The sequence below is a fragment of the Variovorax ureilyticus genome (assembly GCF_050632185.1).
In the GTDB taxonomy this organism is placed as follows: Bacteria; Pseudomonadota; Gammaproteobacteria; order Burkholderiales; family Burkholderiaceae_C; genus Variovorax; species Variovorax ureilyticus_A.
On record NZ_CP192579.1, the window covers coordinates 1,346,740 to 1,370,737 of the forward strand.

Sequence of the window (23,998 nt, forward strand, 5' to 3'; positions counted from 1 at the left end):
CGATGAGCCAGTCAACCGCCACCCCGCCACCTGCCCCCGTTGCGCCGCCCGAGCCTCCAGCGTCGAAGCCCGGCACCGGCACGCGCATCGGTGCGCTGGTGCTGGCCGCTCTCATCGTCGGCAGCCTGCTCATCTACTTCGTCGGCGACCGCCTCACGCCGAGCACCTCGCAGGCGCGCGTCCAGGCCTTCGTGGTGCCGGTGGCGGCCGAGGTCGCGGGCAAGGTGCTGGCGGTGCATGTGCGCGACAACGACGAGGTGCAGCCCGGACAGCCCTTGCTCGACATCGACCCCGAGCCCTTCCGCATCGCGCTGCGCCGTTCGCGTGCCGACTTCGAATCGGTGCGGCGTTCCGTGCAGGGGTCGGTCGCCGCCGTGGACGCGGCGCGCGCCGCATTGAGCGTCGCCCAGGCCGGCCGCGAGATGGCCGAGCGCGATGCCAGCCGGCAAGAGAGGCTGCACGACGAAGACCCGGGCGCCATCTCCGTGCGGCGCCTGGAGATCGCGCAGTCCACGCGCGACCGGGCGCGCAGCCAGGCCAAGCGCGCGGAGGCGGACCTGCGCAAGGCGCAGGAGGCTGCCGGCGGCAGCGGGGAGGACAACGCACAACTGCAAAGCGCGCGGGCCGCGATGGAGAAAGCCGAGCTCGACCTCGCGCGCACCACCGTGCTCGCGCCTGCACGCGGCAGGGTCACCGACCTGCAGACCGACGTCGGCCTCTTCGCGCAGCCGGGTGCGCCGCTGATGACGCTGATCGCGATGCACGACCTCTGGATCAGCGCCGAGATGACCGAGAACAACCTGGGCAACATCGAACCCGGCGACGAAGCGGCCATCGTGCTGGACGTGCTGCCGGGCCAGGTGCTCAAGGGGCGCGTGCGCAGCGTGGGCCGCGGCGTCAGCAGCGGCAAGCAGGGCTCGCCCGGTGCCCTGCCCACGGTGGAGAACAGCCGCGACTGGCTGCGCCGGGCCCAGCGCTTCCCGGTCGCGGTGGAGTTCGATCCGTCCGAGCTCGACCGCCTGCGCCGCGTTCAGGTGGGCGGCCAGGCCGACGTGCTGGTCTTCACCGGCGACCATCCCGTGATGAACGCCCTCGGTGCGCTGTACATGCGCGTCGTGAGCTGGCTGTCGTACCTTTACTGAGCATCGGGAGACATCCATGACGCGCGGTGACAAGGCCAGCCTGCGCCTGACCCTCGGACTGGGCCTGGCCACGGCGCTGGCCTACGGGCTCGCGCTCAAGCTGCCGTTCGTGGTCTGCGTGATGGCGGTGCTGGTGCTGTGCAAGCCCGGCCCGCCGATGCCGCTGGTCAAGGGCATCGTCACGGCGGTGATTCTGGCGGCGCTGATCGCCGCGGGGGTCCTGATGGTTCCGCTGCTCGAGCACTACGCGCTGGCCGGTGTGCTGCTGACCGGCGTGGTGCTCCATGCGGTGTTCCGCGCCGGGCAGGCCGGCGGCGGCGCCCTGACCGCCTTGCTGGTGATCTCGTTCGCGATGATGCCCGTCGCCGGCGTGGCAGAGCAATCGCTGGTGGCCGTGCTCAGCGCCACGCTCGCGGTCGGGCTCGGTGTCGGCACGCTGGTGAGCGCGATGTCGAGCGCGCTCTTTCCCGATCCGCCGCAGCCGGCGAGGGCGCCTGCGCAGCGCGCCGATGCCCCATCGGCCCACTGGATCGCGCTGCGCGGGACCCTCATCGTCATGCCGGTCTTCGTGCTTGCGCTGACCAATCCTTCCTTCTACCTCGCCGCCATCATGAAGACCGCGACCTTGGCGCAACAGGCCGGCGATGCGCAAGCAGGCGCAGCCAGCCGGGAACTCGTCGGCTCGACCCTCATGGGCGCCTTCATCGGCATGGCGGTGTGGGCGGGCCTGTCGCTGTGGCCGAGCCTCTGGATGCTGACTCTGTGGCTGATGGCCGCGGCGCTGTGGACGGGCTCGGCCATGTTCGGCGTGCGGCGCACGCGCTTTCGTCCTTCCTTCTGGAGCAATGCGCTGGTGACCGCGCTGATCCTGCTCGGCCCCGCCATCGAGGACAGTGCGAGCGGCAAGAGCGTGCTCGAAGGCTCGGTGATGCGCGTCTGCCTTTTCGTGGGCGTGGCGTTCTATGCCTCGGCCACGGTGTGGGTGCTGGAGCGCTGGCGAGGCCGCGCGCTGCGGCCCGCTTCTCAGGCTGACGTCCAACTCGCGCCTCACGAACAAGGTGACGAAGATGGCCGAAGTCACACCTCAGCCACGTAAAGTCACTCGGCTTTACTTTTCCTTCATCAAGATGCCATGGTCCGCGGTCAATATGCATGGCTCGATGAGAAGCAGACGAGAAGCAAACGCCATGGCACCTGACCCATCGCCATCCATCGCCAACCCTCGGACGACGCCCGAACTCGGCTCGGACGAGGCCATTCCCATCCTCGTGGCCGAGGTTTTCGAGGAGGCGCCGCCCGCGGAGCGCTGCAGCCTCGTCGAGATGCTGATGCGGCCCCTGGGCGTGCTGTCGCTGGTGGCCATCGCCAACGGCATCTTCGCGAAGATCCGGTTTCGCAGCGCCGGCCAGGAGCCGGGGGTCCGGTTCGAGGACATCCAGAACGTCCACGCCGCCGACGTGGTTGCGCTGGTTCATCATGCGCAACAGGTCAGCGTCGAGACCGTCGATGGCCTGGCCCAGCTGCTGGTCTCGTCGCCCGGCGTGGCGGGTTCTGCCGCCGCGACCCTGCTGATTGCGCTGCTCGTGCGGCGCGCGCGATCGCGAAGCGGTTTGCGAGGGAGCTCTGCCGGTCGCCTGGCCGACCTTCCCTGAATGGTGCTCGCTAGAGCATGAACGGCACGAAGCGGCGTGTGCGGCGCATGTAGTCGAGGTAGGCAGCGCCGAAATGCTCGAGGCATTCCTGCTCCTCGCGCATGGCGGTGACGAAGAGCAGCGCGGTCGCCGCCAGCACCAGCAGCAGGCCCAGCCAGGTGAAGCGTTGCAGGAAGACGCCCCAGGCAAGGCAGATCAGCGCAGCGTACATCGGATGGCGGATGTACTTGAAGGCTCCGGTCGTCACCAGCCGGGTGGTCTTCTCGAATCCGAGCAGCGCCTCGTCCCTGCGTGTGCCGTCGGGCTGGCCCAGCCGGCTCAATTGGCGCGCTGCATGCAGCGGCAGCCAGACAGAAGCGGCGAGCAGCAGCAGCGCCAGCGACTGGCTCGGCAGCAGCACGGGATCGTCGCCCCAGACCGGCAGATTGATCCAGATCAGCCCGAAGATGCATTCCACCGCGAAGAAGCGATAGAAGCCATGCGAGCGCGGCCGCGTGATCGCTCCGCGCGAGAGGTAGAGCACGACCGAACTGGCGATGACGAAGGTTGCCGGGTAGGCCTGGAGCGGGAGGAGCATGGGGGAATCTACGGAGCCATTCTGCCGTGAACGCCGGTGCAAGACCGAGCGATTGGCGTCGCGCCGGTAGCAATGGCTGCTTGTGAAGCCAGGCCGGGCAAGGCATATTTCGCGCAGGCATCGGGGGAGAGTTTGTGCCGGACGAACGGACCGGCCTGCGCAAGAGGGGTTCGCGATGTACAGCGTTTCGTCGGGGGTAGAAGCCCCCAAGGCCCGCCATGTCGACTGAGCGCGTCGAAACCATCGTGATCGGTGGCGGTCAGGCGGGCCTGGCGATGAGCTACCACCTGGGACGACTGGGCGGGGAGCACCTCGTGCTCGAGCGCGGGCAACTTGCCGAGCGGTGGCGCGGCGAGCGCTGGGATTCGTTGCACTTCCAGTCTCCCAACTGGAACATGAATCTTCCGGGCTGGTCGCGCATGACGGCCGACCCGCGAGCGGACCCGGATGCCTTCTCACCTCTGCATGAAGTGACGGACTACATCGAACGCTACGCGGCGACCATTCGCGCGCCCGTGCGCACGCATTGCGCGGCGCTCTCGGTCACGCGCGAGCCGGGGTCGCGCGCATTGCAGGTGCAGACCGACGGCACCCTTTACGTGGCACACAACATCGTCGTGGCCACCGGTCCGTACCAGGTTCCGCGCGCGACGCCTTCATCGCTTGGCGGCGGCGTGTTCGAGCTTCATTCGACCCAGTACCGCAATCCGATGCAACTGCCCGCCGGTGCTGTGCTCGTGGTCGGCGCCGGGAACTCCGGCGTCCAGATTGCCGAGGAACTGTGCCGCGCCGGGCGGCGCGTGTTCCTGTCCGTGAGCTCGCACGAGCGGATCCGGCGTCGCTATCGCGGGAAGGACTGCATCTGGTGGCTGATCGCAACGGGCTCCGCCGATTCGACCCTTCGCGATTGGAAGGGCGCTCGCCTGTCTCGCTTGATGACCGGCGTGAATGGCGGGCACGACATCGACCTGCGCCGACTGGCGGCCGAAGGGGTCGTGCTGATCGGCCGCGTCAAGGCCGCCGAGGACGGCAAGCTGGCGATCGCCGACGATCTCGCCTCCAGCATCGCGCACGGTGACGAATCGCTGAAGGCGTTCGACCGTCGGTGCGACGACACGGTTCGCGCGCAACAGCTGGACCTGCCTGCCGCGGGTCCGTCCGAAGATCCGCTGCCCGATCCGGCGGAGCTCCAGGCTCCCATCCGTGTCCTCGATCTCGCCCGCGCGGGGATCAGGTCGGTGATCTGGGCCAACGGTGCCCACGCAGACTTCAGCTGGATCGACCTGCCCGTCTTCGGCCAGTCCGCCGAACCGAAGAGGGCGCCCGTGCACGAGCGCGGAGTGACTGCCGAGGCCGGTCTATATTTCCTGGGACTGCCTTGGCTGCACAAATGGAAGTCGGCCTTCCTGTTCGGCGCGGACGAAGACGCTGCCCACCTGGCGCAGCACATCGTTCCACGGCGGCGCTGATCAGCCGACGGTCACCTGCGTCTGCGCATGGCGGCGGCGACTACGCCAGCGGCAGTTCACGCAGAAGATTGCTCCGCACCCAGGTGAACGCACCCGCCTGCACATTCGCCGCCTGCCATTTCCTGAATTCGGGATCGGCGGAAAGCGGATCGGTGACCTTGGCGTACTCGCCTGCGTTGTCGAAGCGCAGTTCGAGCACGTAGTTGCCGACCTCGCCCGCGGCGACGACCCACAGCCGCGCGTTGCTGGCGCCGTGGCGCTTCCAGAGCGCCGCACCGTGCTGTATCGCCGCCATGACGGCGCCAAGGTCGGCGCCGGGATTCGGTCTGAAGACATATCGCGCCTCGTAGGCCATGGCATCCTCCTGCGTGATGAGGGGAAGGGCCGCTATTCAATCACCACGCGAGGCAGGTGGCAATCGGGTTCCGGGAAGGCGTTTTCCGGCAGAGAATTTCGGCGCTCGCCGAGCGCCCGACCCGCCGAGCGGGGTGAACCTGCCGCCACGGAATGGAGAACGAAGATGGCCAGCAAGAACACGATCTGCCTCTGGTACGACGGCACCGCCCTGGAGGCCGCGCAGTTTTACGCAAAGACCTTTCCGGACAGCGCGGTGAAAGCCGTGCACCACGCGCCGGGCGACTACCCCGCCGGCAAAGAGGGCGATGTCCTGACGGTCGAGTTCACTGTCATGGGCATCCCGTGCCTGGGCCTGAACGGCGGCCCGGCGTTCCGGCACAACGAGGCCTTCTCGTTCCAGGTCGCGACCGACGACCAGTGCCGAAACCGATCGGCTGTGGGACGCGATCGTCGGCCAGGGTGGCGAGGAAAGCGCGTGCGGCTGGTGCAAGGACAAATGGGGCCTCTCGTGGCAGATCACGCCGCGGGCGCTCATGAACGCGATCGCCGACCCGGACCCCGCGGCGGCCAGGCGCGCGTTCGAGGCAATGATGCAGATGCGGAAGATCGACATCGCGACCATCGAGGCGGCGCGTCGGGGCTGAGTGGGAAGTGGCCCGCCGGGATATGCTACTTTCGTCCGTGTGAGTGGCGCATCGCGCCTTGGAGTCACCAATGAAAGCAACCTGGAACGGCGTCACCCTCGCCGAAAGCGACGACACCGTACTCGTCGAAGGCAATCACTACTTTCCCGCCGCATCGCTCAACCGCGAGCATGTGAGCTTCAGCAACCACAAGACGACCTGCCCCTGGAAGGGCACCGCGAGCTACTACTCGCTGCTGGTCAACGGCGAACTCAATCCCGACGCGGTGTGGTACTACGCGGACCCGAAGCCCGAAGCAGAAATGGTGCGCGACCGCGTCGCCTTCTGGAAGGGCGTGAAGGTGACCGAGTGAACGCGGCCTTCAGCCCACCCTTCACGCCGCCCGACCGGCTGATTCCCACGCTGCGCCAGGACGGCTATGCCGTGCTGAGCCCGGAGGGCGTGTCCGAGTGGCTCGGCATGCCGATCTCGGAGCTCGATGCACTGCATGCCGACTGGTTCCACCTGCCGCCCGACGACTACCTGAAGGACGGCGGCCGCTATCGCACGCGGCGGCATGCGTGCTTCACCGTCGACGGCGCCGAACTCGTTCAGGTGCCGCATCGCGCGCACTGGCAGCCGGTCGAATACAACGCGCTGCACGGCGGCATGCAGCGCTGGTTCGCGCCGATGCAGGAAGCGACCGTGGCGCTGCCGGTCTGGCGGCGGCTGATGCATGCGCTTGCCGACGCGGCGAGCGGGCTGCGCGGCGCGCAGCGCTGGTACGTCGAAGCGCACCAGTTCCGCATCGACACCGCCGACGGCATCGGACGCCCGACGCCCGAAGGCGCGCATCGCGACGGGGTGGACCTCGTGGCGGTGGCGCTCGTCGGCCGGCACAACATCAAGGGCGGCGAGACGCGCGTCTTCGAGGCCGGGGGCCGGCGCGGCGAGCGCTTCACGCTGACGGAGCCGTGGACGCTGATGCTGCTCGACGACGCGCGCGTGATCCACGAATCGACGCCGATCCAGCCGCTCGTCGAAGGCGAGGCGGGCTGGCGCGACACGCTGGTCGTGACCTGCCGCACGGGTGAATTCCAGGGCGATTGAGCCTCGCCGCGGACCGTAGACTTCCTACGTCCGCGCGACTTGCCTTGGATGTACATTCGGGGCCGGTTCGCCCGCGAACCTGGAATCCGTACTCTCCGATCAAGAGGTCTGCCATGTTCAATCACATCCTGGTGCCCATCGATGGTTCCGAAACCTCGATGCTGGCGGTCAGCAAGGCCAGCGGGCTGGCGCTTGCTTTCGGCAGTCGCATCACCCTCATCCACGTGGTGGACAACTATCCCTTCATCGGCGTGGGTGCGGACTACGCGCTCGGCCAGAACGAATACCTTGCCGCCGCCACCAGCAGCGCCAATGCTGCCCTCGCGCGCGGCGTCGCGGCGCTGGCGGCCGAAGGCCTGCACAGCGACCAGCGCGTGATTGACGGCCATGTGGTGCACGAAGGCATCGTCGACACCGCGATCGCCATTGGTGCCGACCTCATCGTGATGGGCTCGCACGGCCGCACCGGTATCGAGAAGCTGCTGCTGGGCAGCGTGACGCAGCGCGTGCTGCAGGATGCGAAGTGCCCGGTGCTCGTCGTGAAGGGCGCGCTCTAGTCAAATCGAAACGAAGGGCGGCGCACTCTCGAAGCGGCACATCCGCCCATCGGCCGGATGCGCGAACTCGAGCATCGTGGCATGCAGGAGCAGCCTCGGCGCGCGTTGGCGGATTTCCTCGCCGCCATAGAGCGCATCGCCGAGGATCGGATGGCCGATCGACAGCAGATGAACCCGAAGCTGGTGGCTGCGGCCGGTGAGCGGTTCCAGCCACACATGCGTGGCGTGGCATGCGGGCAGCAGCCTCTTCACGCGCCATCGCGTCTGGCTCGGCTTGCCTGCGGCGTCAATCTTCTGCAGCGGCCTGCGCGGCCAGTCGGCCATCAGTGGTGCATCGATCAGCGACCACTCGTCGCGCACGGGCAATAGGCCATCGACGATGGCTTCGTAGCGCTTGTTCACCTGCCGGTTGGCGAACGCATCGCCGAGCGCGCGCTGCACCTCGGGGCTGCGCGCCATCACCACCAGGCCGCTGGTCGCCATGTCGAGGCGGTGCACCACCAGTGCATCGGGCCAGCGCCGCTGGGCGCGCGCACTGAGGCAGTCCTGCTTTTCTGCGCCGCGCCCGGGCACGCACAGCAGGCCGGCGGGCTTGTCCAGCACGAGCAGGTGAGGGTCCTCGTGGACCACTTGCAGGTCATTCATCGGGCACGAAGTCTAGAAGAACGCGCTCGGCTATCCTCGACCGGATGTCCGTCGCCGCCGCTCCCGATCGCAGTGCCAGCTTCTCAGATCTGACCCGCGAGCGGCCCTTCATGCGCCTCTGGTTCGCGCGCCTGTGCGGCACGGCGGCGAGCCAGATGCTGTTGGTCGCGATCGGCTGGCACATGTACGACCTGACGCACAGCGCGTGGGACCTCGGGCTGGTGGGGCTCTATCAGTTCGTGCCGGCGCTGCTGCTCGCGCTGTGGGCCGGGCACGTGGTCGACAGCCACCATCGCGGGCGCATCGTCGCGGCGTGTTTCGCGGTGCAGGGCGCGGTCGCGCTCGTGCTTCTTCTGTCGGTCTACGGCGGCAGGGATTCGCGCGCGCTGCTTCTGGGGCTTTCGCTGGTGCTCGGCGCGGTGCGGGCGTTCCAGATGCCGGCGCAGCAGGCGCTGACGCCGCTCCTGGTGTCGCCGATGATGCTGCCGCGCGCGATGGCGTTCAGCTCGGCCGGCATGCAGGGCGCGATCATCGGCGGTCCGGCGCTCGGCGGGATGCTGTTCGTGGCCGGCATGGGCGTGGTGTACGGCGCGGCGCTGCTCTTCTTCGTGCTCGCGTCGGCGCTGGTGGTGAAACTGAAGTACGGCTATACGGTCACGCCGCGCGAGCCCGTGACCGCGAAGACGCTGCTGGCCGGTGTCGAGTTCATCTGGAATCGCAAGCCGGTGCTCGGCGCGGTGTCGCTCGATCTGTTCGCGGTGCTGCTCGGCGGCGCGGTGGCGCTGCTGCCGATCTACGCCAAGGACATCCTGCACACCGGACCGTGGGGCCTGGGGCTGCTGCGCGGAGCGCCCGCGGTCGGCGCGCTGGTGATGTCGATCTATCTCACGCGCCACCCGGTGGAGCGCGGCATTGGGCGCACGCTGCTGCTGGCGGTGGCGATGTTCGGCGTGTGCATGATCGTCTTCGGCATCTCGCGCAGCTTCATCGTCTCGCTGGTTGCGCTGGCGGTCTCGGGCGGCGCGGACATGGTCAACGTGGTGATCCGGCAGACGCTGGTGCAGCTCGAGACGCCCGATGCGATGCGCGGCCGGGTGAGCGCGGTGAATTCGATCTTCATCGGCGCGAGCAACCAGCTGGGCGAATTCGAATCGGGTGCGACCGCCGCGCTGCTCGGGCCGGTCGGCTCGGTCGTGGCCGGCGGCATTGGCACGGTGCTGGTGGCGGCCTGCTGGTTCCGGCTGTTCCCGTCGCTCGCGCAGCGCGACCGGCTCGCGAGAACCCACGAAGCCTAGAACGCCGCGAATGCGTAGGGCACGTCGAGCGTGACGTCGCCCTCGGGCTCGGCGACGCAGGGCAGGATCCAGCCCTCGGCCTTTTCCTCGGCGCTCACGCCGGGCCATTCGATACGGTAGCGAATCCGGCCCGACACCAGCTTGCACAGGCAGGTGCGGCAAGTGCCGTTGCGGCACGAGCTCGGCAGCTCGATGCCGCCGGCTTCCGCCGACTGGAGGAGGGTGCGGCCGGCTTCGAGGTCGAAGTGGAAGCCGCCGGGCAGGACGGTCGCTTTCATCGGCAGCGACAATACGCCCCTTTACCCGATCGTTTCCCTGCATTCATGTCCGATTTCGAAGTTCGCCCCGCCACCCTGCGCGATGCCAAGGCCGTCGCTGAAGTCCATGCCGCCGCCGCACGGGCCGCCTACGAGGGCCTCCTCCCCGAAGACCAACTGCGCGCCTTGACGCCCGCCACGCGCGAGGCCAAGTGGCGCGAGGCGATCGAGTACGCCGAACCGCAGGTCCATGTGGTCGAGCTCGGCGGCGAGGTGGTCGGCTTCGTCGGCTTCGACCGTTCGCGTGACCCCAAGACGCCGTCGACCACCGGCGAGATCTGGTCGCTTTACGTCAAGCCCGAGCACTGGGACAAGGGTCTCGGCGTCGCGCTGTGGGACGCCGCGCGCGAGGGCCTCGAGGAAGAGGGCTGCACCGTCGTGACCATCTGGGTGCCGCTGCGCAACGACCGCGCGATCCGCTTCTGCGAACTCGCCGGCTTCAAGCGCGAGATGAAGACCGCCAAGACCACCGCGATCGGCACCGTGAAGATCGAGGAAATCCGCCTGAAGCGAAGTGTTTGAGCTCGCCCGGGGGCGACACCGGCGGCCCGGCCGAGCCGGGTCCGCGGTGTCTCGCGTCCAGGCCCGGGTTTCGTCAAACGGTTTCAGCGAAGAATAGACATGGCCACCAGTCTCCTGCTGCTTCTCGATGACATCGCGACGGTGCTCGACGATGTCTCCGTGCTCGCCAAGGTGGCGGCCAAGAAGACGGCGGGGGTGCTCGGCGATGACCTGGCGCTGAACGCGCAGCAGGTTGCCGGCGTGCGGGCCAGCCGCGAGCTGCCGGTGGTCTGGGCGGTGTGCAAGGGATCGTTCGTCAACAAGGCGATCCTGGTGCCGGCGGCGCTCCTGATCGGCACCTGGCTGCCCTGGCTGGTCACGCCGCTGCTCATGGTCGGCGGCGCGTTCCTGTGCTTTGAGGGCGCAGAGAAGCTCGCGCACCGGTTCCTGCACACGGCCGAGCACGCGATCGAGACGGAGCAACACGAGCAGGCCGTCGCCAACGAGGCGATCGACCTGGTCGCGGCCGAGAAGGCCAAGGTCAAGGGCGCGGTGCGCACCGATTTCATCCTGTCGGCGGAGATCATCGCGATCACGCTCGGCACGGTGCAGGGACAGCCTTTCCTGGCGCAACTCGCCGTGCTGGCGGGCATCGCGGTCGTGATGACCATCGGCGTCTACGGGCTGGTCGCCGGCATCGTGCGGCTCGACGACGCGGGCTTCTACCTGAGCGAACGTGAGGGTGCGGTCGCGCGGTCGGTGGGACGCGCGCTGGTCGGCGCGGCGCCCTGGCTGATGAAGGTGCTTTCCGTCCTCGGCACGGCCGCGATGTTCCTCGTCGGCGGGGGCATCCTCGTGCATGGCGTGCCAGCCCTCCGGCACGCGATCGAAGCCTGGGGCACGCTGGCTTCGGTGGCCACCAACACGGCCTTCGGCGTGATCGCCGGAGCGATCGTGCTGGCGGTGGTCGAGGTCGTGAAGCGGCTGCGTTCGCGGCACTGAAGCGCCACCGGGCATCGCGCCGCCCGCGATGCGGCGGGCACCAATCCGGGGCGATGTACGTCGCCGGAAAAGCGTTTGCATTCAGAAATGACCCAAGTTTTGTAACTATTTCGTTGCAAAACTGCAATCGCGCACCGCTTGTGTGACTTTCTCCCAACGGAAATGAATACCTCGGAATTACATTCTTAAGTATTCATTTTTCATCTCCGAGTCCGTTGAAGGGAGAACAAGCTCGTGAATCGCGTCTTTAGAGTCGTCTGGAATTCATCGCTACAAACCTGGTCCGTTGCTTCCGAACTTGCCGCCACTGCGGGCAAATCGAGCTGCAGGGCGGTTTCCACCGCCTCGGCGCTTCTTGTCCTGTCGGGCGCCGCGTCGGCCGCCTGCACATTGAACGGGATCGGCACCGCCTACGTCTGCACGAGCGCGGGCGGGGTCCAGACGTCCACGGTCGGATCGGGCTACGGCGCCATCCCGGGGACCACGGTCGACGTGCAGCAGAACGCGGTCATCAGCACCGGGGAACAGACGGCGATCAGCATCCTGAGCGACGGCAGCATCACCGTGCGCAGCGGCGCGACGGTCGAGAACAATGCCCTCGGCCTGACCCAGGGGCTGTTCGGCACCGGCGCGAACACGGTGGAGTTCCTGCACAACAACACGATGACGATCGCGCAGGGGGCGCAGGTACTCTCGAAGGGCATCGCCGGCGACGCGGAGGCGATCAATCCGATCGGCACCGGCAACACGATCATCAACAACGGAACCATCGACTCGCAGGCCGGCGGTGCCGCGATCTGGTTCGAATCGACGAGCGGCAGCAACACCGTGGTCAACGGCGAGACCGGCGTGATCCGCTACAAGGACGGCACGGCCAGCGTCATCGCCGTCGCCGGCACGATGGCGATCAACTTCACGAACAAGGGGCAGGTGATCGGTTCGCTGAAATTCGCCGATGGCGACGACACGCTCAACCTCTATGAGAACGGCACGGTCTCCGGCGCCATCGACGGCGGCGGCGGCAGGAACCTGCTGACGCTCAACGGCACCGGCACGGGCACCCTCAGCCACGCGATCTCGAACTTCCAGTCGCTGGTGAAGAACGACAGCGGCACCTGGAACCTGGGCATCTCGCTGCAGGATTCGGGCTTCACCAGCGCGCGCGTGGCCGGCGGCACGCTGGTGCTCGCGACGGACACCAGCAACTACACCGGCAGCATGACGGTGGACCCGGCCGGCACGCTGCAGACCCGTGCCGAGTTCGCGCCGCTGGCGGTCACCGACAACGGCCTCGTTCGCTTCGCCCAGCCCGCGGACGCGACCTACACCGGGCTGCTGAGCGGGACCGGAGGCATCGAGAAGACGGGCGCCGGCACGCTGACGCTCGCGAAGGCACAGGCGATCACCGGCACGACCACGGTCAGCGCGGGCACGCTGAGGGCCGGCGCGGCCGACACCTTCAGCGCGGGCTCGGCGCACGTGGTCGCGGCGGGCGCGACGCTCGACACCGCCGGCTTCAGCCAGACCGTCGCATCGCTCCAGAACGCGGGCACGGTGAGCCTGCTGAGCGCCGTTCCCGGCAGCACGTTGACGGTCAACGGCGCCTATGTCGGCCAGAACGGCGTGCTGAACCTCGGCACGGTGCTGGGCGGCAGCAGCAGCCTCAGCGATCGACTGGTGCTGAGCGGCCCCGCGGCGAGCGCGAGCGGCAGCACGACGATCCGCATCACCAATCTCGGCGGCCTCGGCGCGCAGACTACCGGCAACGGCATCGAAGTGGTGAGTGCGCAGGGCGGCGCGACCACCACAGCCCAGACCACGAAGAGCGCCTTCATGCTGGCCAACGGCCACGTCGATGCGGGCGCTTTCGAGTACCGCCTGTACGCAGCCGATGCCCAGGGTGCGGGCGAGAACTGGTATTTGCGTACCAACGTGCCAGTCACACCGCCGGTGCAGCCCGAAGTGACCCCACCGACGACGCCGGACGCCGCGCCCGACACGGGCCCGGGGGCGAACCCGAAGCTGCCGACTGCGACGGCGCCCGCCCCGGCGGTGACGGCCTACCGCGCGGAAGTCCCGCTCTTCGCCGCATTGCCGGCGCAACTGCGCCAGGCGGACATCGCGATGCTCGGCAATCTGCACCGCCGCGTGGGCGATGAAGCCACGCCGGGGACCGCCGTCGCGGGCTCGGGCGATGCGGGCCGCCGGGCCTGGGCGCGCGCGATCTACACCGATCTCGATATCCGCCAGGACGGTGTGGCCGACGCGGGCAGCAAGGGCCATATGAGCGGCTTGCAAGCGGGCACGGATCTGTTCGCGGCGGGCAACTGGCGTGCGGGCATCTACGTGGGCTACCTCGACGGCGGTGCCGACGTGAGCGGCAATGCGCGGGGCACCAGCGGCCGCGTGGGCAGCAACGATCTGCAGTCGCGCTATCTCGGCGGCTACGCGACCTGGATGGGCGGCAGCGGCTGGTACGCGGATGCGGTGCTGCAAGGCGGCAGCCATCGCTACACCGCGCGTCCGGACTTGAATCTGAGCGCTTCCGGCAAGGCCGACAGCCTGACGGCGTCGATCGAGACCGGCAAGGCCTTCGCGCTCTCCGGGAGCTGGACCCTCGAGCCGCAAGCCCAGCTCGCCCGGCAGCGCAGCAGCTTCGACGACGTGCTCATCAGCGGCGCCGCGGTGCGCCAGGATGCCGCGAGCGGCTGGATCGGCCGTCTCGGCGTGCGCGTCAAGGGTGACTTCGCGACCGGCGCCGGTCGCCTCCAGCCCTACGGCCGTGTGAACCTCTATCACGCCGGTTCCGGCACCGACGTGGCGACCTTCATTGGTCCCGCGGCGAGCACGCCGATCGCGAGCGCCACCGGCTACACCTCGGCCGAGGTGGCGGGCGGCGCGACGCTGGCCCTGTCGTCGTCGACCACGCTGTATGGCGAAGTCGGGCATGTTTTCGACGTCGGCGGCGATGCGCGCGTGAAGTCGTCGGTGCAGGGCTCGGTCGGCGTGCGGGTGGCCTGGTAGGCGTCCGCCCGGCCGTGGCCGGCTTTCGGTTCAAATAAGGGGTTGCCGCCGCCCGAGGGCGCGCGGCGGTTTCAACCCCGACGTCACACACCGAAAGCCCATGGAATTTGCCCGTCACCGCGTCCCTTCGCTGACCGCACGCGCGATCGCGCCGCTGCTGCTTGCCCTGTTCGCTTCGGGCGCGGGCGCGCAGCAGGACGCGCGCGAGTTCCCCGGTGCGGCCATGCGTTTCCTGAACGTTGAACTGCCGCAGATGGAAAACGCCATCAAGGAGCGCGATCGCGACTATTTCGAGGACGCGATGTCGCGCATGCTCGATTTCTCGGACCAGTGGGGCTTCAAGGTGCGCGACAACCCGCAGCTCGCGCGCTACCCGATGTGCACCGAGGCGGTGTCGGACTTCCTCGTGGTCGGCATGTGCCGCATCATGACCACCGCCGACACCTGCGAGCCGGGGATGCAGCAGCGCTTCAACACGAATCTGCAGAAGTGCCGCGAACTTGCCCGGTGAGAGTTCACCCCCAGCCTCGCCCACTTCGTGTGGCTCTGCACCCCTCTCCGGGGGCAACCCCAGCGGCCCGGCAAAGCCGGTTCCGCGGGGTTTCCCGCGAAGGCAGTGACGTGCGGGATCACGCGGTTTTGAGGCCCTGAACCGTTTGCAGCAGCACGACGCGGGTCTGGCCTAGCACCATGCCCTTCCACTCGTCGTTGTCGCAATAGAAGGCCTCGCGCAGGTCCCGGCGGATGGCGCGCTGCTGCGCTTCCGGTGCTTCGGGGTGCCGGCGCAGCCAGGTGTCGGCGCGCAGGCGGGTCATGACTTCCTGGTCGGGCAGGGTCCCGAATTCCAGGCCCATCAGCGCGGCGCTGGCCTGCGGGCACTCGTCGTACACCGCCGACACCACCGGACCGGACACGTCGGCCGAGGCCGATTGCCCCTCGAACGGCGCGAAGACGTCCAGACCCCACCAGGCGCGCGCCTGCGCCAGATCGGCCGCGGCATTGCGGCCCGCGTAGATCTTTTCGCCATGGCCATACGGGCCGAGGCCGGTGTGCACGTCGATCCAGCCGATGTGCGTGGCATTCGCACCGTACTTGCGCAGGATGGCGCGCATCGTGCGATTGCTCCACGACGGCGCCTTGCCGCCGTAGAACACGCCCTGCGGCGAGGTGTACTGGCCCGATGAGACGGCGGCTCGGAAGGCCCACATGCCGTGCTTCTCGATGTACGCCGACATCGCCGTGAGATCCACCGCGGTCGGCGGCCAGTGGGCGGGCAGCACGAAGGGCTCGACCTCGGAGTAGGCCGAGTTCACCGGCAGCGGCGCGTCGAAGTCGATGTGGTTGCGGTTGAGGTCGATGTTGTCCTCGTTCGTGCGGTGCAGGTGCGAGAAGCCGTGCGGGTTGACCGCGTGGATCAGCAAAAGCCCGATGCCGGCCTGATCGACGCGCGAGAGCAGGTCGGGGTCGTTCAGCGTCGCGATCTGGCAGCCCGAGCCGCAGAAGCCCTCGGGGCCGTGCGTGCCGGAACTCACGATCAGCAGCTTGGCTGCGCCCGGCTTGCCGAGGTAGGCCACGTCTGTCGCCAGGGTTTCGCCGAGCGCGCCGCGATGGGCCTCGAGTTCGAAGCTTTCGATCGCCGCGCCGCGCTGGGCCGCGGCATCGAGGAACTTCTGCCGTGCCTCGGCATACGTGCCCGAGAAATGGCGGGTGGCTGCAGTGGTGTGCATCGTGAGAGTCCTTTGGAAGTGATTTCTGGGCGGGTCGATGGGCGTCGGCCGCGTCGATGTCCTCGCCGGCGAAGTCTCGCATCCACAGCAGGCCGAGCAGCGACACCATCGACACCGCGAGCAGATGCCACGCTGGTGCGCCGCGCGCCGCGGCCCCTTTCTGCGGTAACGTCGGGGCCATGTCACTCCCACCCATCGAAATCGAAACCGGGCCCGATCCCAAGGCCGCCATCATCCTCATGCACGGCCTCGGCGCTGACGGCAACGACTTCGTGCCGATCGCCAGCGAACTCGACCTGTCGGCCGTGGGGCCGGTGCGCTTCGTGTTTCCGAACGCACCGGTGATGCCGGTCACCATCAACGGCGGCTACCGCATGCCGGCGTGGTACGACATCCCCGGTCCGGGCGGCCCGGAGGACGAGGCGGGGCTGCGACGCTCGCAGGCCACCATCGAGGCGCTGATCGCCAACGAGAAAGCGCGTGGCATCCCGGCCCATCGCATCGTGATCGCCGGCTTCTCGCAGGGGTGCGCGCTGACCTTCATGACCGCCTTGCGCCATCCCGAGCGGCTCGCGGGCATCGTGGGCCTGTCGGGCTACCTGCCGCTGGCGCAGACCGTGGCCGCCGAGCGCCATCCCGCCAACCAGGCGACGCCGATCTTCCAGGCCCACGGCACGCGCGACGGCGTCATCCCGATCGCCCGCGCCGCCCAGAGCCGCGATGCGCTGGCGGCGCTGGGCTACCGGGTCGAATGGCATGAATACCCCATGGAGCATTCCGTCTGCATGGAGGAGATCGCCGACCTCAACCGCTACCTGCTGAAGGTCCTCGCCTAGCACCCGGCTGCGCGTTCATGCGGACGCCCACGGAATGAGCCGCCGGCCCCGGGGACAACAGTCCTCGGCCAGCAACAGTATTTTTGGCGTGCTACCTTCCAGCCCCACGAAAAAAGATGGGTTATATCCACATGAACAATCTGAAGGAGCGCATCGAAGCGCTCTCGGCCGCGCGGCTGAGGGGCGTGCGGCGGGGGATCGAGAAGGAGAGCCTGCGCGCGCAGCCCGACGGCAAGCTCGCGCTGACGCCGCATCCGGCCGCACTGGGCTCGGCGCTGACGCATCCGCACATCACCACCGATTTCAGCGAGTCGCAGCTCGAGCTGATCACCGGTGCGCACAAGGACGTCGAGGCGGTGCTTCGGGAGCTGGTGCAGGTCCACCAGTTCACCTACCGCGTGCTGGACGAGGCCGGCGACGAGCGCCTCTGGGTGTCGAGCATGCCCTGCGGCCTGCCCCCCGATGAAACCATCCCGATCGGCCGCTACGGCTCGTCGAACGTGGGCCGTGCCAAGAGCGTCTACCGCATGGGCCTGAGCCACCGCTACGGCCGGCGCATGCAGACCATCTCGGGCATCCACTACAACTGGTCCCTGCCGGAGGTGTCTAGCGAGCAGTACTTCGCGCTGATCCGCAATTTCCGGCGCCATGCCTTCCTGCTGCTGTACCTGTTCGGCGCTTCGCCGGCCCTGTGTTCGAGCTTCGTCGACGGCCGGCCGCACGAGCTGCTGCCGATCGGCGAAGGCAGCATGCACATGCCGCACGGCACCTCGCTGCGCATGGGCCGCCTGGGCTACCAGAGCGAGGCGCAGGCATCGCTGGCCGTGAGCTACAACAGCCTCGACGGCTATGCGGCGTCGCTGCAGGACGCCCTGACCCGGCCGTGGCCCGCCTACGAGGCCATCGGCATCCGCAACCTCGGCGGCGACTACAACCAGCTCGCCACCACGCTGCTGCAGATCGAGAACGAGTTCTACGGCACCATCCGCCCCAAGCGCGTGATCTACCCCGGAGAGCGTCCGCTGCATGCGTTGCGCGAGCGCGGCGTCGAGTACGTGGAGGTGCGGCTCATGGACCTGGACCCCTTCGAGCCGGTCGGCATCAATGCGCAGACGATGCGTTTTCTCGACGTGTTCCTGCTGCACTGCCTGCTGACCGACAGTCCGCCCGACACGCGCGAGGAGATCGCCGATCTCGGGCAAAACCAGCACCTGACCGCCGCGCGCGGCCGCGAACCGGGCCTGCAACTGCGCCGCGCCGGCAAGCCGGTGGAGCTTGCCGAGTGGGGCAGCGAGTTGCTGCGCGAATTCGAACCCGTCGCCGCCGCGCTCGACGCGGCGCACGGCGTCTCGAAGCACGCCGAGGCGGTGCAGGCCGCGGCCGCCGCGCTGAAGGACCCGTCGATCCTGCCGTCCGCCCGCGTGCTGGCGGCGATGAAGGCATCGCACAACGATTCGTTCGTGAGCTTCGTGCGCGCGCAGTCGGCGCAGACGCGCGAAACCCTGCTGGCGCTGCCGTTCTCGGCCGAACAGCGTGCCGGATTCGAGCGCCTTTCGCGCGAATCGCTGGACGAGCAGAAGCGCATCGAGGCTGGCGACACCATGCCGTTCGAGATCTACCGCGAGCAGTACGTGTCGCCCGCCCGGCTCGGCTTCAAGAACCATTGGCCGGAAGTGGCGACCGGGCCGGTGAGCCAGAGCGCGGCGCTCTGAGCCGCGCCGGCCGCGTGGCCGGGATGGCCGGGATGGCCGGGCAGGTGGTGCTGAGCGACCGAGTCACGCACACGACTGTGCCGGGGATGTCACCGGGCCGGGGCATCGGCTTTCTGGGGTAAAACGCTTCGCGTCAACGACTCCAACGAAAGCCTTTCCAGCATGAGCAATCTCGATTTCAAGGGCCGCGTCGCCATCGTTACTGGCGCGGGCAACGGCCTCGGCCGCCAGCACGCGCTGGCCCTCGCGGCGCGCGGCGCCAAGGTCCTGGTGAACGACCTTGGCGGTGCGCGCGACGGCTCCGGCGGTTCCGCGACCGCGGCACAGGCGGTGGTCGACGAGATCAAGGCCGCGGGCGGCGAGGCGATCGCCAACGGCGCCTCGGTGACCGATTTCGACGCGGTGCAGGCCATGGTGCGCCAGGCGGTGGATGCCTGGGGCCGCGTCGACATCCTGGTGAACAACGCCGGCATCCTGCGCGACAAGAGCTTCGCCAAGATGGAGCTCGCCGATTTCCGTCTCGTGATGGACGTTCACCTCATGGGCGCGGTGCACTGCACGAAGGCCGTCTGGCCCATCATGAACGAGCAGAAGTACGGACGGATCGTGATGACGACTTCGTCCTCGGGTCTCTACGGCAATTTCGGCCAGAGCAACTACGGCGCCGCCAAGCTCGCGCTGGTGGGCTTGATGCAGACCCTGAGCCTCGAAGGCGCGAAGAACGATATCCGCGTGAACTGCCCGGCGCCGACCGCCGCCACGCGCATGACCGAGGACCTGATGCCGCAGGAAGCGCTCGATGCGCTGAAGCCCGAGGCAGTGGTGCCGGCGATGCTCGTTCTTGCGGCGCAGGATGCACCCACCCGCCAGATCCTCTGTGCGGGCGCCGGGGTCTTCGAAGCCGCCCACATCACGCTCACGCAGGGTGCGTGGATCGGCTTCGGCGCGGATGCGCCCGAACGGCTCGCGGAGCGCCTCGCCGAAGTGACGGACCGCAGCGGCGAGATCGTCCCGCAGAGCGGCGCGGCGCAGGGCAGCAACGAAGTCGGCAAGGCGATGGCGAACGCGCGCGGGCGCTGAGCGCCGAACCTTGACGCTGGCCGCGTTGTCGCGGACCATCAGACGCGCAGCAGGGAGGGCCCTTCGACCGATTGAGGGAGCCCGGCATCGAACTCGAGCAGCTTGTCACGCGGGTGTTGAAGCGGTCGCCCTTCGCCGGGCTGGTGCAAAGGGTGGCGCGTGTTCGCGCCTCGGTCCACACCAAACTGCTGCTCGCGTTCCTGATCATCACGCTGCTGTTCATCGCGATGGCGGTGGCGAGCCTGTTGATGCTCGTCGACACCACCGAACAGAGCCGCCTGCTCGACGAGGCGCACGAGCGGGTCAACTGGTCGCAGCAGAGCCAGCATGCGCTGGACCGGCAGATGCACTTCACGGCGCTGGCGATGCTCTCGAAGGACGAGGCCGCGATCGAGCGCATCCTGCGCGAGAACAACCGCTTCAACGAATCGCTGGCCCAGCTCGAAACGGCGACCGGTTCCGGACAGAAGGGCCTGATCGACCGCATCCGTGCCTCGCAGGATGACGCCATGGGCGTGGTGGCCGACATCGCGAACGCGATCCGCGACGGCAATCTGGCGCGCATCACGTCCGACCTTCTGCAGCGCCAGGAGCGGCTCGACGAGCAGATCGCGCTCTACATGGGCCAGCTCGTGGAGGCGGAGCAGGACCGAATGGGCCGCCTGCGCGACAGCGTGAGCGCGGCGAACCGGCGCTCGCTGATCCTGACCTCCGTCTTCGCGGTGAGCGCCGTGCTGCTCGCGTGGCTGTGCGGCTTCGTGATCTCGTGGTCCTTCATCCTGCCGGTGCGCGCGGCGCACGTGTTTCTGGACGACGTTGCGGCCGGCAACTTCGGGCGCAAAATCTCGGTGCCCAACCGTGACGAGTTCGGTGCGCTCGCCGACCGGATGAATCACATGAGCCAGCAGCTGCAGCGCTTCGATCAATCGCAGCGGCGGGCTGCAGCGGAGCTCGTCGATCTCAACGAGCAGTTGTCCAGCGCGAGCAAGGCCAAGTCGGAGTTTCTCGCGAACATGAGCCACGAACTGCGCACCCCGATGAACGCGATCCTCGGGTTCAGCGAGATGATGATGGACGGCATCTACGGCGACGTGCCCTCCGAGTTGAAGGAGCCGCTCGCCGACATCCAGGTGAACGGGCGCAACCTGCTGCGCCTGATCAACGACGTGCTCGACCTGTCGAAGATCGAGGCCGGCCGCATGGAGCTCGCGCTCGAGGATTACGTGGTGGGCGACGTGGTCAACACGGTGCGCACCGCGCTGCGCTCGATCGCCGCCGAGAAGGGCCTGGCGTTCACCGCGCACGTGCCCGGCGACCTCCCCATCGCCCACGGCGACAGCGGCAGGCTCACGCAATGCCTCACCAACCTGGCCGGCAACGCACTGAAATTCACGCGCAAGGGCAGCGTGAACATCGCGGTCGAGCTTGCGGGCGACGAGCTGATCTACAGCGTCTCCGATACCGGCATCGGCATCGCGAATGAGGATCTCGAGAACATCTTCACCGAGTTCCGGCAGGTGGACACCACCATCACGCGCGAATTCGGCGGCACCGGGCTGGGCCTGAGCATTTCGAAGAAGTTCGTGGAGCGCCTCGGCGGGCGCATCTGGGTCGAGAGCGAACTGGGGAAGGGCTCCACCTTCAGGTTTTCCGTGCCGTTGCACGCAGGCAGCGAGGTCGACCTATGAGCGAGCGCAAGATCCTCTACGTCGAGGACAACGAATACAACCGCAAGATCGTCCGGCAGTTGCTGAGCCGGTCGGCCTGCAAGCTCTTCGAGGCGGCGGACGGCGAGACCGGCGTCGCGTTGGCGCGCAGCGAGTTGCCCGACCTGATCCTGATGGACGTGCAGTTGCCGAAGATGTCGGGCCTCGATGCGACGCGGCTCCTGACCACCGAGGCGGACACCCGCCACATCCCGGTGATCGTCATCACCTCGTATGCATTGAGCGGCGACCGCGACAAGGCGATGCAGGCCGGGGCTTCGAGCTATATCGCGAAACCCTACAGCCCAAGCGAGCTGCTGAAGATGGTGAAGCAGTTTCTCCCGGATTTATGAGCACCCCCAGCCTCGCCCACTTCGTGTGGCTCTGCACCCCTTGCAGGGGGCAATCCCAGCGGCCCGGCGAAGCCGGTTCCACGGGATTTCCGGCCTTTGTCTGGATGGACGCTAGGAGGTGATATGCGCATGAATATGGGAGATGCCGGCCGCCCGGTGGCGCTGGCCCTTGCGATGGGGCTCGGCATGGCGGTGGCCGCCCACGCGGAGGAAGATCAGGCGCAGCAGTTCACGCCCGAGTTCCGCGAACTGCACAAGGGCTTCGACGGCAAGCACACGCCGAAGATCATCGCGCCCGACAGCGTCAAACGCGGGGCATGGTTCAACGTGACCGTCAGCATCGGCGCGGAGTCGCAGCACCCGTCGCTGCAGGAGCACTTCGTGCGTTACATCGCGCTCTACAAGGACACGGTGGAGATCGCACGCGCCTACCTGCATCCGGTCTACTCGGCGCCGACCGTGACCTTCACGGTGGCGCTGGACGAAGGCGGGTCGCTGCGCGCGATCGCCGAGCCGACGCATTCCGCCGCCTGGGAGGCGTCGAAGAAGATCAGCGTCGTTCCCTGAGGGCTCAGCGCATCTTCATCTCGATCCTGACCTGCGCCGGCTGCTGTTCGCCGATGGTGACGCTGGCCGGTACGGTGCCGAGCCGCTCGTGCCACACCTGCAGCCGGTATTGCCCCGGCGGCAGGTCGTCGAACGCGAAAGCGCCGTCCGGCCCGGTGATCGCATAGAAGCGATGCGCCGCGACCACCACCCACGCGGTCATCCACGAATGCAGGTCGCAGTTGATGCGGACGATCTCGGGCTGCGCGAAGGTGATCGGGATCGTGCGGCCCATCGGCTGCGTGCGGTTGAACGAGACGTTGGCCTGCGGCGTCGCGTGGATGTTGTGGAGCAGCCGGTCGCTGTTGAGGAAGTCCACCGTGCCGCCCGCCGGGACCACCACGACGCGAGGCACGAAGGTGCAGCCTTTCTGGTCGACCTCCACCTTCCGCACGGCCGGGGCCGCTGCGCCCGGCGGGGCGTTCTCGACCCACACGACCGCATTGCGGATCTCCCGCGCGGAGGAAACCTGCAGGTCGTCCGCGGGCTTCTCCTGGCCACACAGGTACTGGTCGATGGTGACCGGCACCCTGGCCGTCGGGGGCAGGGCGCCGGCGAAGATCACCTTGCCCATGATGCTCCCGGCGAACGCGCCATCCACGAGCCCGCAGCCGAGCAGCACCCAGGCCAGCACGCGCGGGGCGCGGATCGGGTCGCGTGGGCTGGGGCTGGATGGACTCAAGGGGCATTCCCCTCGTCGGCCGCCCCATCGGGGGCCGTGCGGATCGAGTCGCGGTCTCGATGGTTGTAGAGACGGCTGACCGCGTTGTCGAGGGAGCGCTTGAGCTTGTCCGACGCGCCCCGGAACGCCTCGTCGAGACTCGCGGCATGCTGGGTGACGGCCAGCGGCGGGTGATGGGCGAGCCGGGCTTCCATGACACAGCGCTTGTCGGCGCCGCCCTTGGCGTCATGGTTCTCGTCGCTGAGGTGAACCTCGATGCGCGTCACGGTGTCGGCGAAGCGGCCGAGGGTCTGCCGGATCTGTCCGTCGGCCCATCGTTCCAGTGCTTCCTTGTTGGCGACGCCGTTGCTCGTGTTGACCTGGATTTGCATGTCTTGCACCTTTCACGGCAGGTGGACAAGCCTCTAGCATGCGTGCTGCCGCGCCGAGGTTCAAATGCCCATGACGATGGTGCTTGCATTCGGCGACGGCTGCAGCGGCCGCCGCGGAGGGAGTCCGAACAGGGGGCGCAGCCAGCGAACTCGCCGGATCAGGCCATCGGTGAGCAGCCAGCAGCCGGCCACGGTGAGGACGATGATCCCCGCCGTTTCGAACACCGGCCCGAGCCGCAGCGGAGCGAGCAGGACGGCGCCGGCGATGATCAGCGTCTGGTGCAGCATGTACCAGGGGTAGACGGACTCGTTGGCCCGGTCGAGCCATGGCCAGGGCCGGTTCAGGTGGCGGTGCGCGAAGCCCAGGATCACGACGAGCACGCTCCAGAGGTAAATGGTGCGCAGGGCGCGGGCGATCCAGGCGGCCGTGTCCGCGCCCACGCCAGCGAAGTGCAGCGAGAGATAGCCACCGACGCACGCCGCGGCGATGACCACCGCCCAGCCGCGCAGGCGCTCCAGCTCGCGCCAGATGCCTTCATCGATACTCATCCAGAAACCGTAGAGGAACAGGCCGAAGGCCGGCGCCCGCAATGCGTCGATGTCATGTCGCCGGTTTGTGGCCATGTTGCTATTCCTCGAACGGCGCGATGGTAG

At 68.1% G+C, this 23,998-nt stretch carries 26 protein-coding genes and 1 pseudogene; 19 read left to right on the forward strand and 8 right to left on the reverse strand.

The features are described from left to right. Positions 1-2 precede the first annotated feature (2 nt). The 3 genes from ACQ858_RS06615 to ACQ858_RS06625 are packed head-to-tail and all read left to right on the forward strand — an operon-like array spanning position 3 to position 2,794. On the forward strand, positions 3-1,142 hold the full coding sequence (locus tag ACQ858_RS06615) for an HlyD family secretion protein (RefSeq protein ID WP_431275952.1): 1,140 nt from the start codon (positions 3-5) through the stop codon (positions 1,140-1,142). A 16-nt stretch (positions 1,143-1,158) separates the two neighbouring features. Continuing rightward, positions 1,159-2,238, forward strand: a complete 1,080-nt coding sequence (locus ACQ858_RS06620; RefSeq protein ID WP_431275953.1) for a DUF2955 domain-containing protein — start codon at positions 1,159-1,161, stop codon at positions 2,236-2,238. Next, positions 2,210-2,794 carry a hypothetical protein gene (locus tag ACQ858_RS06625; protein WP_431275954.1) on the forward strand — a complete coding sequence of 195 codons (585 nt, stop codon included), beginning with the start codon at positions 2,210-2,212 and terminating at the stop codon, positions 2,792-2,794. The genes ACQ858_RS06620 and ACQ858_RS06625 overlap by 29 nt, the downstream gene beginning before the upstream one ends. A 10-nt stretch (positions 2,795-2,804) precedes the next feature. Here ACQ858_RS06625 and ACQ858_RS06630 read toward each other — a convergent pair whose 3' ends face one another. Next, complete coding sequence (locus tag ACQ858_RS06630; protein ID WP_431275955.1) at positions 2,805-3,371, reverse strand: methyltransferase family protein; 567 nt, start codon at positions 3,369-3,371, stop codon at positions 2,805-2,807. 218 nt (positions 3,372-3,589) lie between these two features. On the opposite strand from ACQ858_RS06630, the gene ACQ858_RS06635 reads away from it, so the two are divergent. Further along, the gene (locus tag ACQ858_RS06635) at positions 3,590-4,840 is read left to right on the forward strand and encodes an NAD(P)-binding domain-containing protein (RefSeq protein WP_431275956.1); all 1,251 of its coding nucleotides are present in this window, start codon (positions 3,590-3,592) and stop codon (positions 4,838-4,840) included. A gap of 40 nt (positions 4,841-4,880) precedes the next feature. On the opposite strand, the gene ACQ858_RS06640 is transcribed toward ACQ858_RS06635, so the two are convergent. Next, positions 4,881-5,195: a hypothetical protein gene (locus tag ACQ858_RS06640; RefSeq protein WP_431275957.1), complete on the reverse strand. Its 315-nt coding sequence runs from the start codon at positions 5,193-5,195 to the stop codon at positions 4,881-4,883. Positions 5,196-5,360: 165 nt separating this feature from the next. On the opposite strand from ACQ858_RS06640, the pseudogene ACQ858_RS06645 reads away from it, so the two are divergent. The 4 genes and pseudogenes from ACQ858_RS06645 (at position 5,361) to ACQ858_RS06660 (ending at position 7,487) form a co-directional block, all read left to right on the forward strand. Next, positions 5,361-5,841, forward strand: a pseudogene (locus ACQ858_RS06645) (VOC family protein). Between the two features lie 70 nt (positions 5,842-5,911). Continuing rightward, positions 5,912-6,193, forward strand: coding sequence for a DUF427 domain-containing protein (locus tag ACQ858_RS06650; protein WP_093160121.1), 282 nt, complete (start codon positions 5,912-5,914; stop codon positions 6,191-6,193). Continuing rightward, positions 6,190-6,930 (forward strand): 2OG-Fe dioxygenase family protein, encoded by a 741-nt coding sequence (locus tag ACQ858_RS06655; protein WP_431275958.1) that lies wholly within the window; start codon positions 6,190-6,192, stop codon positions 6,928-6,930. Before ACQ858_RS06650 ends, ACQ858_RS06655 begins: the two co-directional genes overlap by 4 nt. A gap of 113 nt (positions 6,931-7,043) precedes the next feature. Beyond that, positions 7,044-7,487, forward strand: a complete 444-nt coding sequence (locus tag ACQ858_RS06660; protein ID WP_093160116.1) for a universal stress protein — start codon at positions 7,044-7,046, stop codon at positions 7,485-7,487. Here the strand turns inward: ACQ858_RS06660 and ACQ858_RS06665 are convergent, their stop codons facing one another. Next, positions 7,488-8,132 carry an RluA family pseudouridine synthase gene (locus ACQ858_RS06665; RefSeq protein ID WP_431275959.1) on the reverse strand — a complete coding sequence of 215 codons (645 nt, stop codon included), beginning with the start codon at positions 8,130-8,132 and terminating at the stop codon, positions 7,488-7,490. 110 nt (positions 8,133-8,242) lie between these two features. Between ACQ858_RS06665 and ACQ858_RS06670 the strand changes: the two genes are divergently transcribed. Continuing rightward, on the forward strand, positions 8,243-9,427 hold the full coding sequence (locus tag ACQ858_RS06670) for an MFS transporter (RefSeq protein WP_431276806.1): 1,185 nt from the start codon (positions 8,243-8,245) through the stop codon (positions 9,425-9,427). On the opposite strand, the gene ACQ858_RS06675 is transcribed toward ACQ858_RS06670, so the two are convergent. Next, positions 9,424-9,705: a 2Fe-2S iron-sulfur cluster-binding protein gene (locus ACQ858_RS06675; protein WP_431275960.1), complete on the reverse strand. Its 282-nt coding sequence runs from the start codon at positions 9,703-9,705 to the stop codon at positions 9,424-9,426. The genes ACQ858_RS06670 and ACQ858_RS06675 overlap by 4 nt on opposite strands. Before the next feature lie 45 nt (positions 9,706-9,750). Between ACQ858_RS06675 and ACQ858_RS06680 the strand changes: the two genes are divergently transcribed. The 4 genes from ACQ858_RS06680 (at position 9,751) to ACQ858_RS06695 (ending at position 14,782) form a co-directional block, all read left to right on the forward strand. Further along, a complete protein-coding gene (locus ACQ858_RS06680) occupies positions 9,751-10,266 on the forward strand; it encodes a GNAT family N-acetyltransferase (protein ID WP_431275961.1) in 516 nt (171 codons plus the stop codon). A gap of 99 nt (positions 10,267-10,365) precedes the next feature. Further along, on the forward strand, positions 10,366-11,247 hold the full coding sequence (locus ACQ858_RS06685) for a DUF808 domain-containing protein (RefSeq protein WP_431275962.1): 882 nt from the start codon (positions 10,366-10,368) through the stop codon (positions 11,245-11,247). Positions 11,248-11,481: 234 nt separating this feature from the next. Then, positions 11,482-14,271, forward strand: coding sequence for an autotransporter outer membrane beta-barrel domain-containing protein (locus ACQ858_RS06690; protein ID WP_431275963.1), 2,790 nt, complete (start codon positions 11,482-11,484; stop codon positions 14,269-14,271). A gap of 100 nt (positions 14,272-14,371) precedes the next feature. Next, on the forward strand, positions 14,372-14,782 hold the full coding sequence (locus ACQ858_RS06695; RefSeq protein ID WP_431275964.1) for a hypothetical protein: 411 nt from the start codon (positions 14,372-14,374) through the stop codon (positions 14,780-14,782). Between the two features lie 118 nt (positions 14,783-14,900). Here the strand turns inward: ACQ858_RS06695 and ACQ858_RS06700 are convergent, their stop codons facing one another. Continuing rightward, positions 14,901-15,998 (reverse strand): M14 family metallopeptidase, encoded by a 1,098-nt coding sequence (locus tag ACQ858_RS06700; RefSeq protein ID WP_431275965.1) that lies wholly within the window; start codon positions 15,996-15,998, stop codon positions 14,901-14,903. A gap of 179 nt (positions 15,999-16,177) precedes the next feature. Here ACQ858_RS06700 and ACQ858_RS06705 point away from each other — a divergent pair, with 179 nt between their 5' ends. The 6 genes from ACQ858_RS06705 (at position 16,178) to ACQ858_RS06730 (ending at position 22,252) form a co-directional block, all read left to right on the forward strand. After that, a complete protein-coding gene (locus ACQ858_RS06705; protein ID WP_431275966.1) occupies positions 16,178-16,834 on the forward strand; it encodes an alpha/beta hydrolase in 657 nt (218 codons plus the stop codon). 131 nt (positions 16,835-16,965) lie between these two features. Next, positions 16,966-18,546: a glutamate--cysteine ligase gene (gshA, locus tag ACQ858_RS06710; RefSeq protein ID WP_431275967.1), complete on the forward strand. Its 1,581-nt coding sequence runs from the start codon at positions 16,966-16,968 to the stop codon at positions 18,544-18,546. Between the two features lie 162 nt (positions 18,547-18,708). Then, a complete protein-coding gene (locus ACQ858_RS06715) occupies positions 18,709-19,626 on the forward strand; it encodes an SDR family NAD(P)-dependent oxidoreductase (protein WP_431275968.1) in 918 nt (305 codons plus the stop codon). A gap of 71 nt (positions 19,627-19,697) precedes the next feature. Then, positions 19,698-21,314, forward strand: coding sequence for an ATP-binding protein (locus ACQ858_RS06720; protein ID WP_431275969.1), 1,617 nt, complete (start codon positions 19,698-19,700; stop codon positions 21,312-21,314). Further along, on the forward strand, positions 21,311-21,685 hold the full coding sequence (locus ACQ858_RS06725; RefSeq protein ID WP_431275970.1) for a response regulator: 375 nt from the start codon (positions 21,311-21,313) through the stop codon (positions 21,683-21,685). The genes ACQ858_RS06720 and ACQ858_RS06725 overlap by 4 nt, the downstream gene beginning before the upstream one ends. A gap of 129 nt (positions 21,686-21,814) precedes the next feature. Next, on the forward strand, positions 21,815-22,252 hold the full coding sequence (locus tag ACQ858_RS06730) for a desulfoferrodoxin family protein (RefSeq protein WP_431275971.1): 438 nt from the start codon (positions 21,815-21,817) through the stop codon (positions 22,250-22,252). Between the two features lie 4 nt (positions 22,253-22,256). On the opposite strand, the gene ACQ858_RS06735 is transcribed toward ACQ858_RS06730, so the two are convergent. From ACQ858_RS06735 to ACQ858_RS06745, 3 genes are read right to left on the reverse strand one after another with little or no spacing between them, the layout of a single operon-like run. Further along, positions 22,257-22,973, reverse strand: coding sequence for a carboxypeptidase regulatory-like domain-containing protein (locus ACQ858_RS06735; RefSeq protein WP_431275972.1), 717 nt, complete (start codon positions 22,971-22,973; stop codon positions 22,257-22,259). Further along, the gene (locus ACQ858_RS06740; RefSeq protein WP_431275973.1) at positions 22,970-23,344 is read right to left on the reverse strand and encodes an HPF/RaiA family ribosome-associated protein; all 375 of its coding nucleotides are present in this window, start codon (positions 23,342-23,344) and stop codon (positions 22,970-22,972) included. Before ACQ858_RS06740 ends, ACQ858_RS06735 begins: the two co-directional genes overlap by 4 nt. A gap of 60 nt (positions 23,345-23,404) precedes the next feature. After that, positions 23,405-23,968 carry an acyltransferase family protein gene (locus ACQ858_RS06745; protein WP_431275974.1) on the reverse strand — a complete coding sequence of 188 codons (564 nt, stop codon included), beginning with the start codon at positions 23,966-23,968 and terminating at the stop codon, positions 23,405-23,407. Positions 23,969-23,998 lie beyond the last annotated feature (30 nt).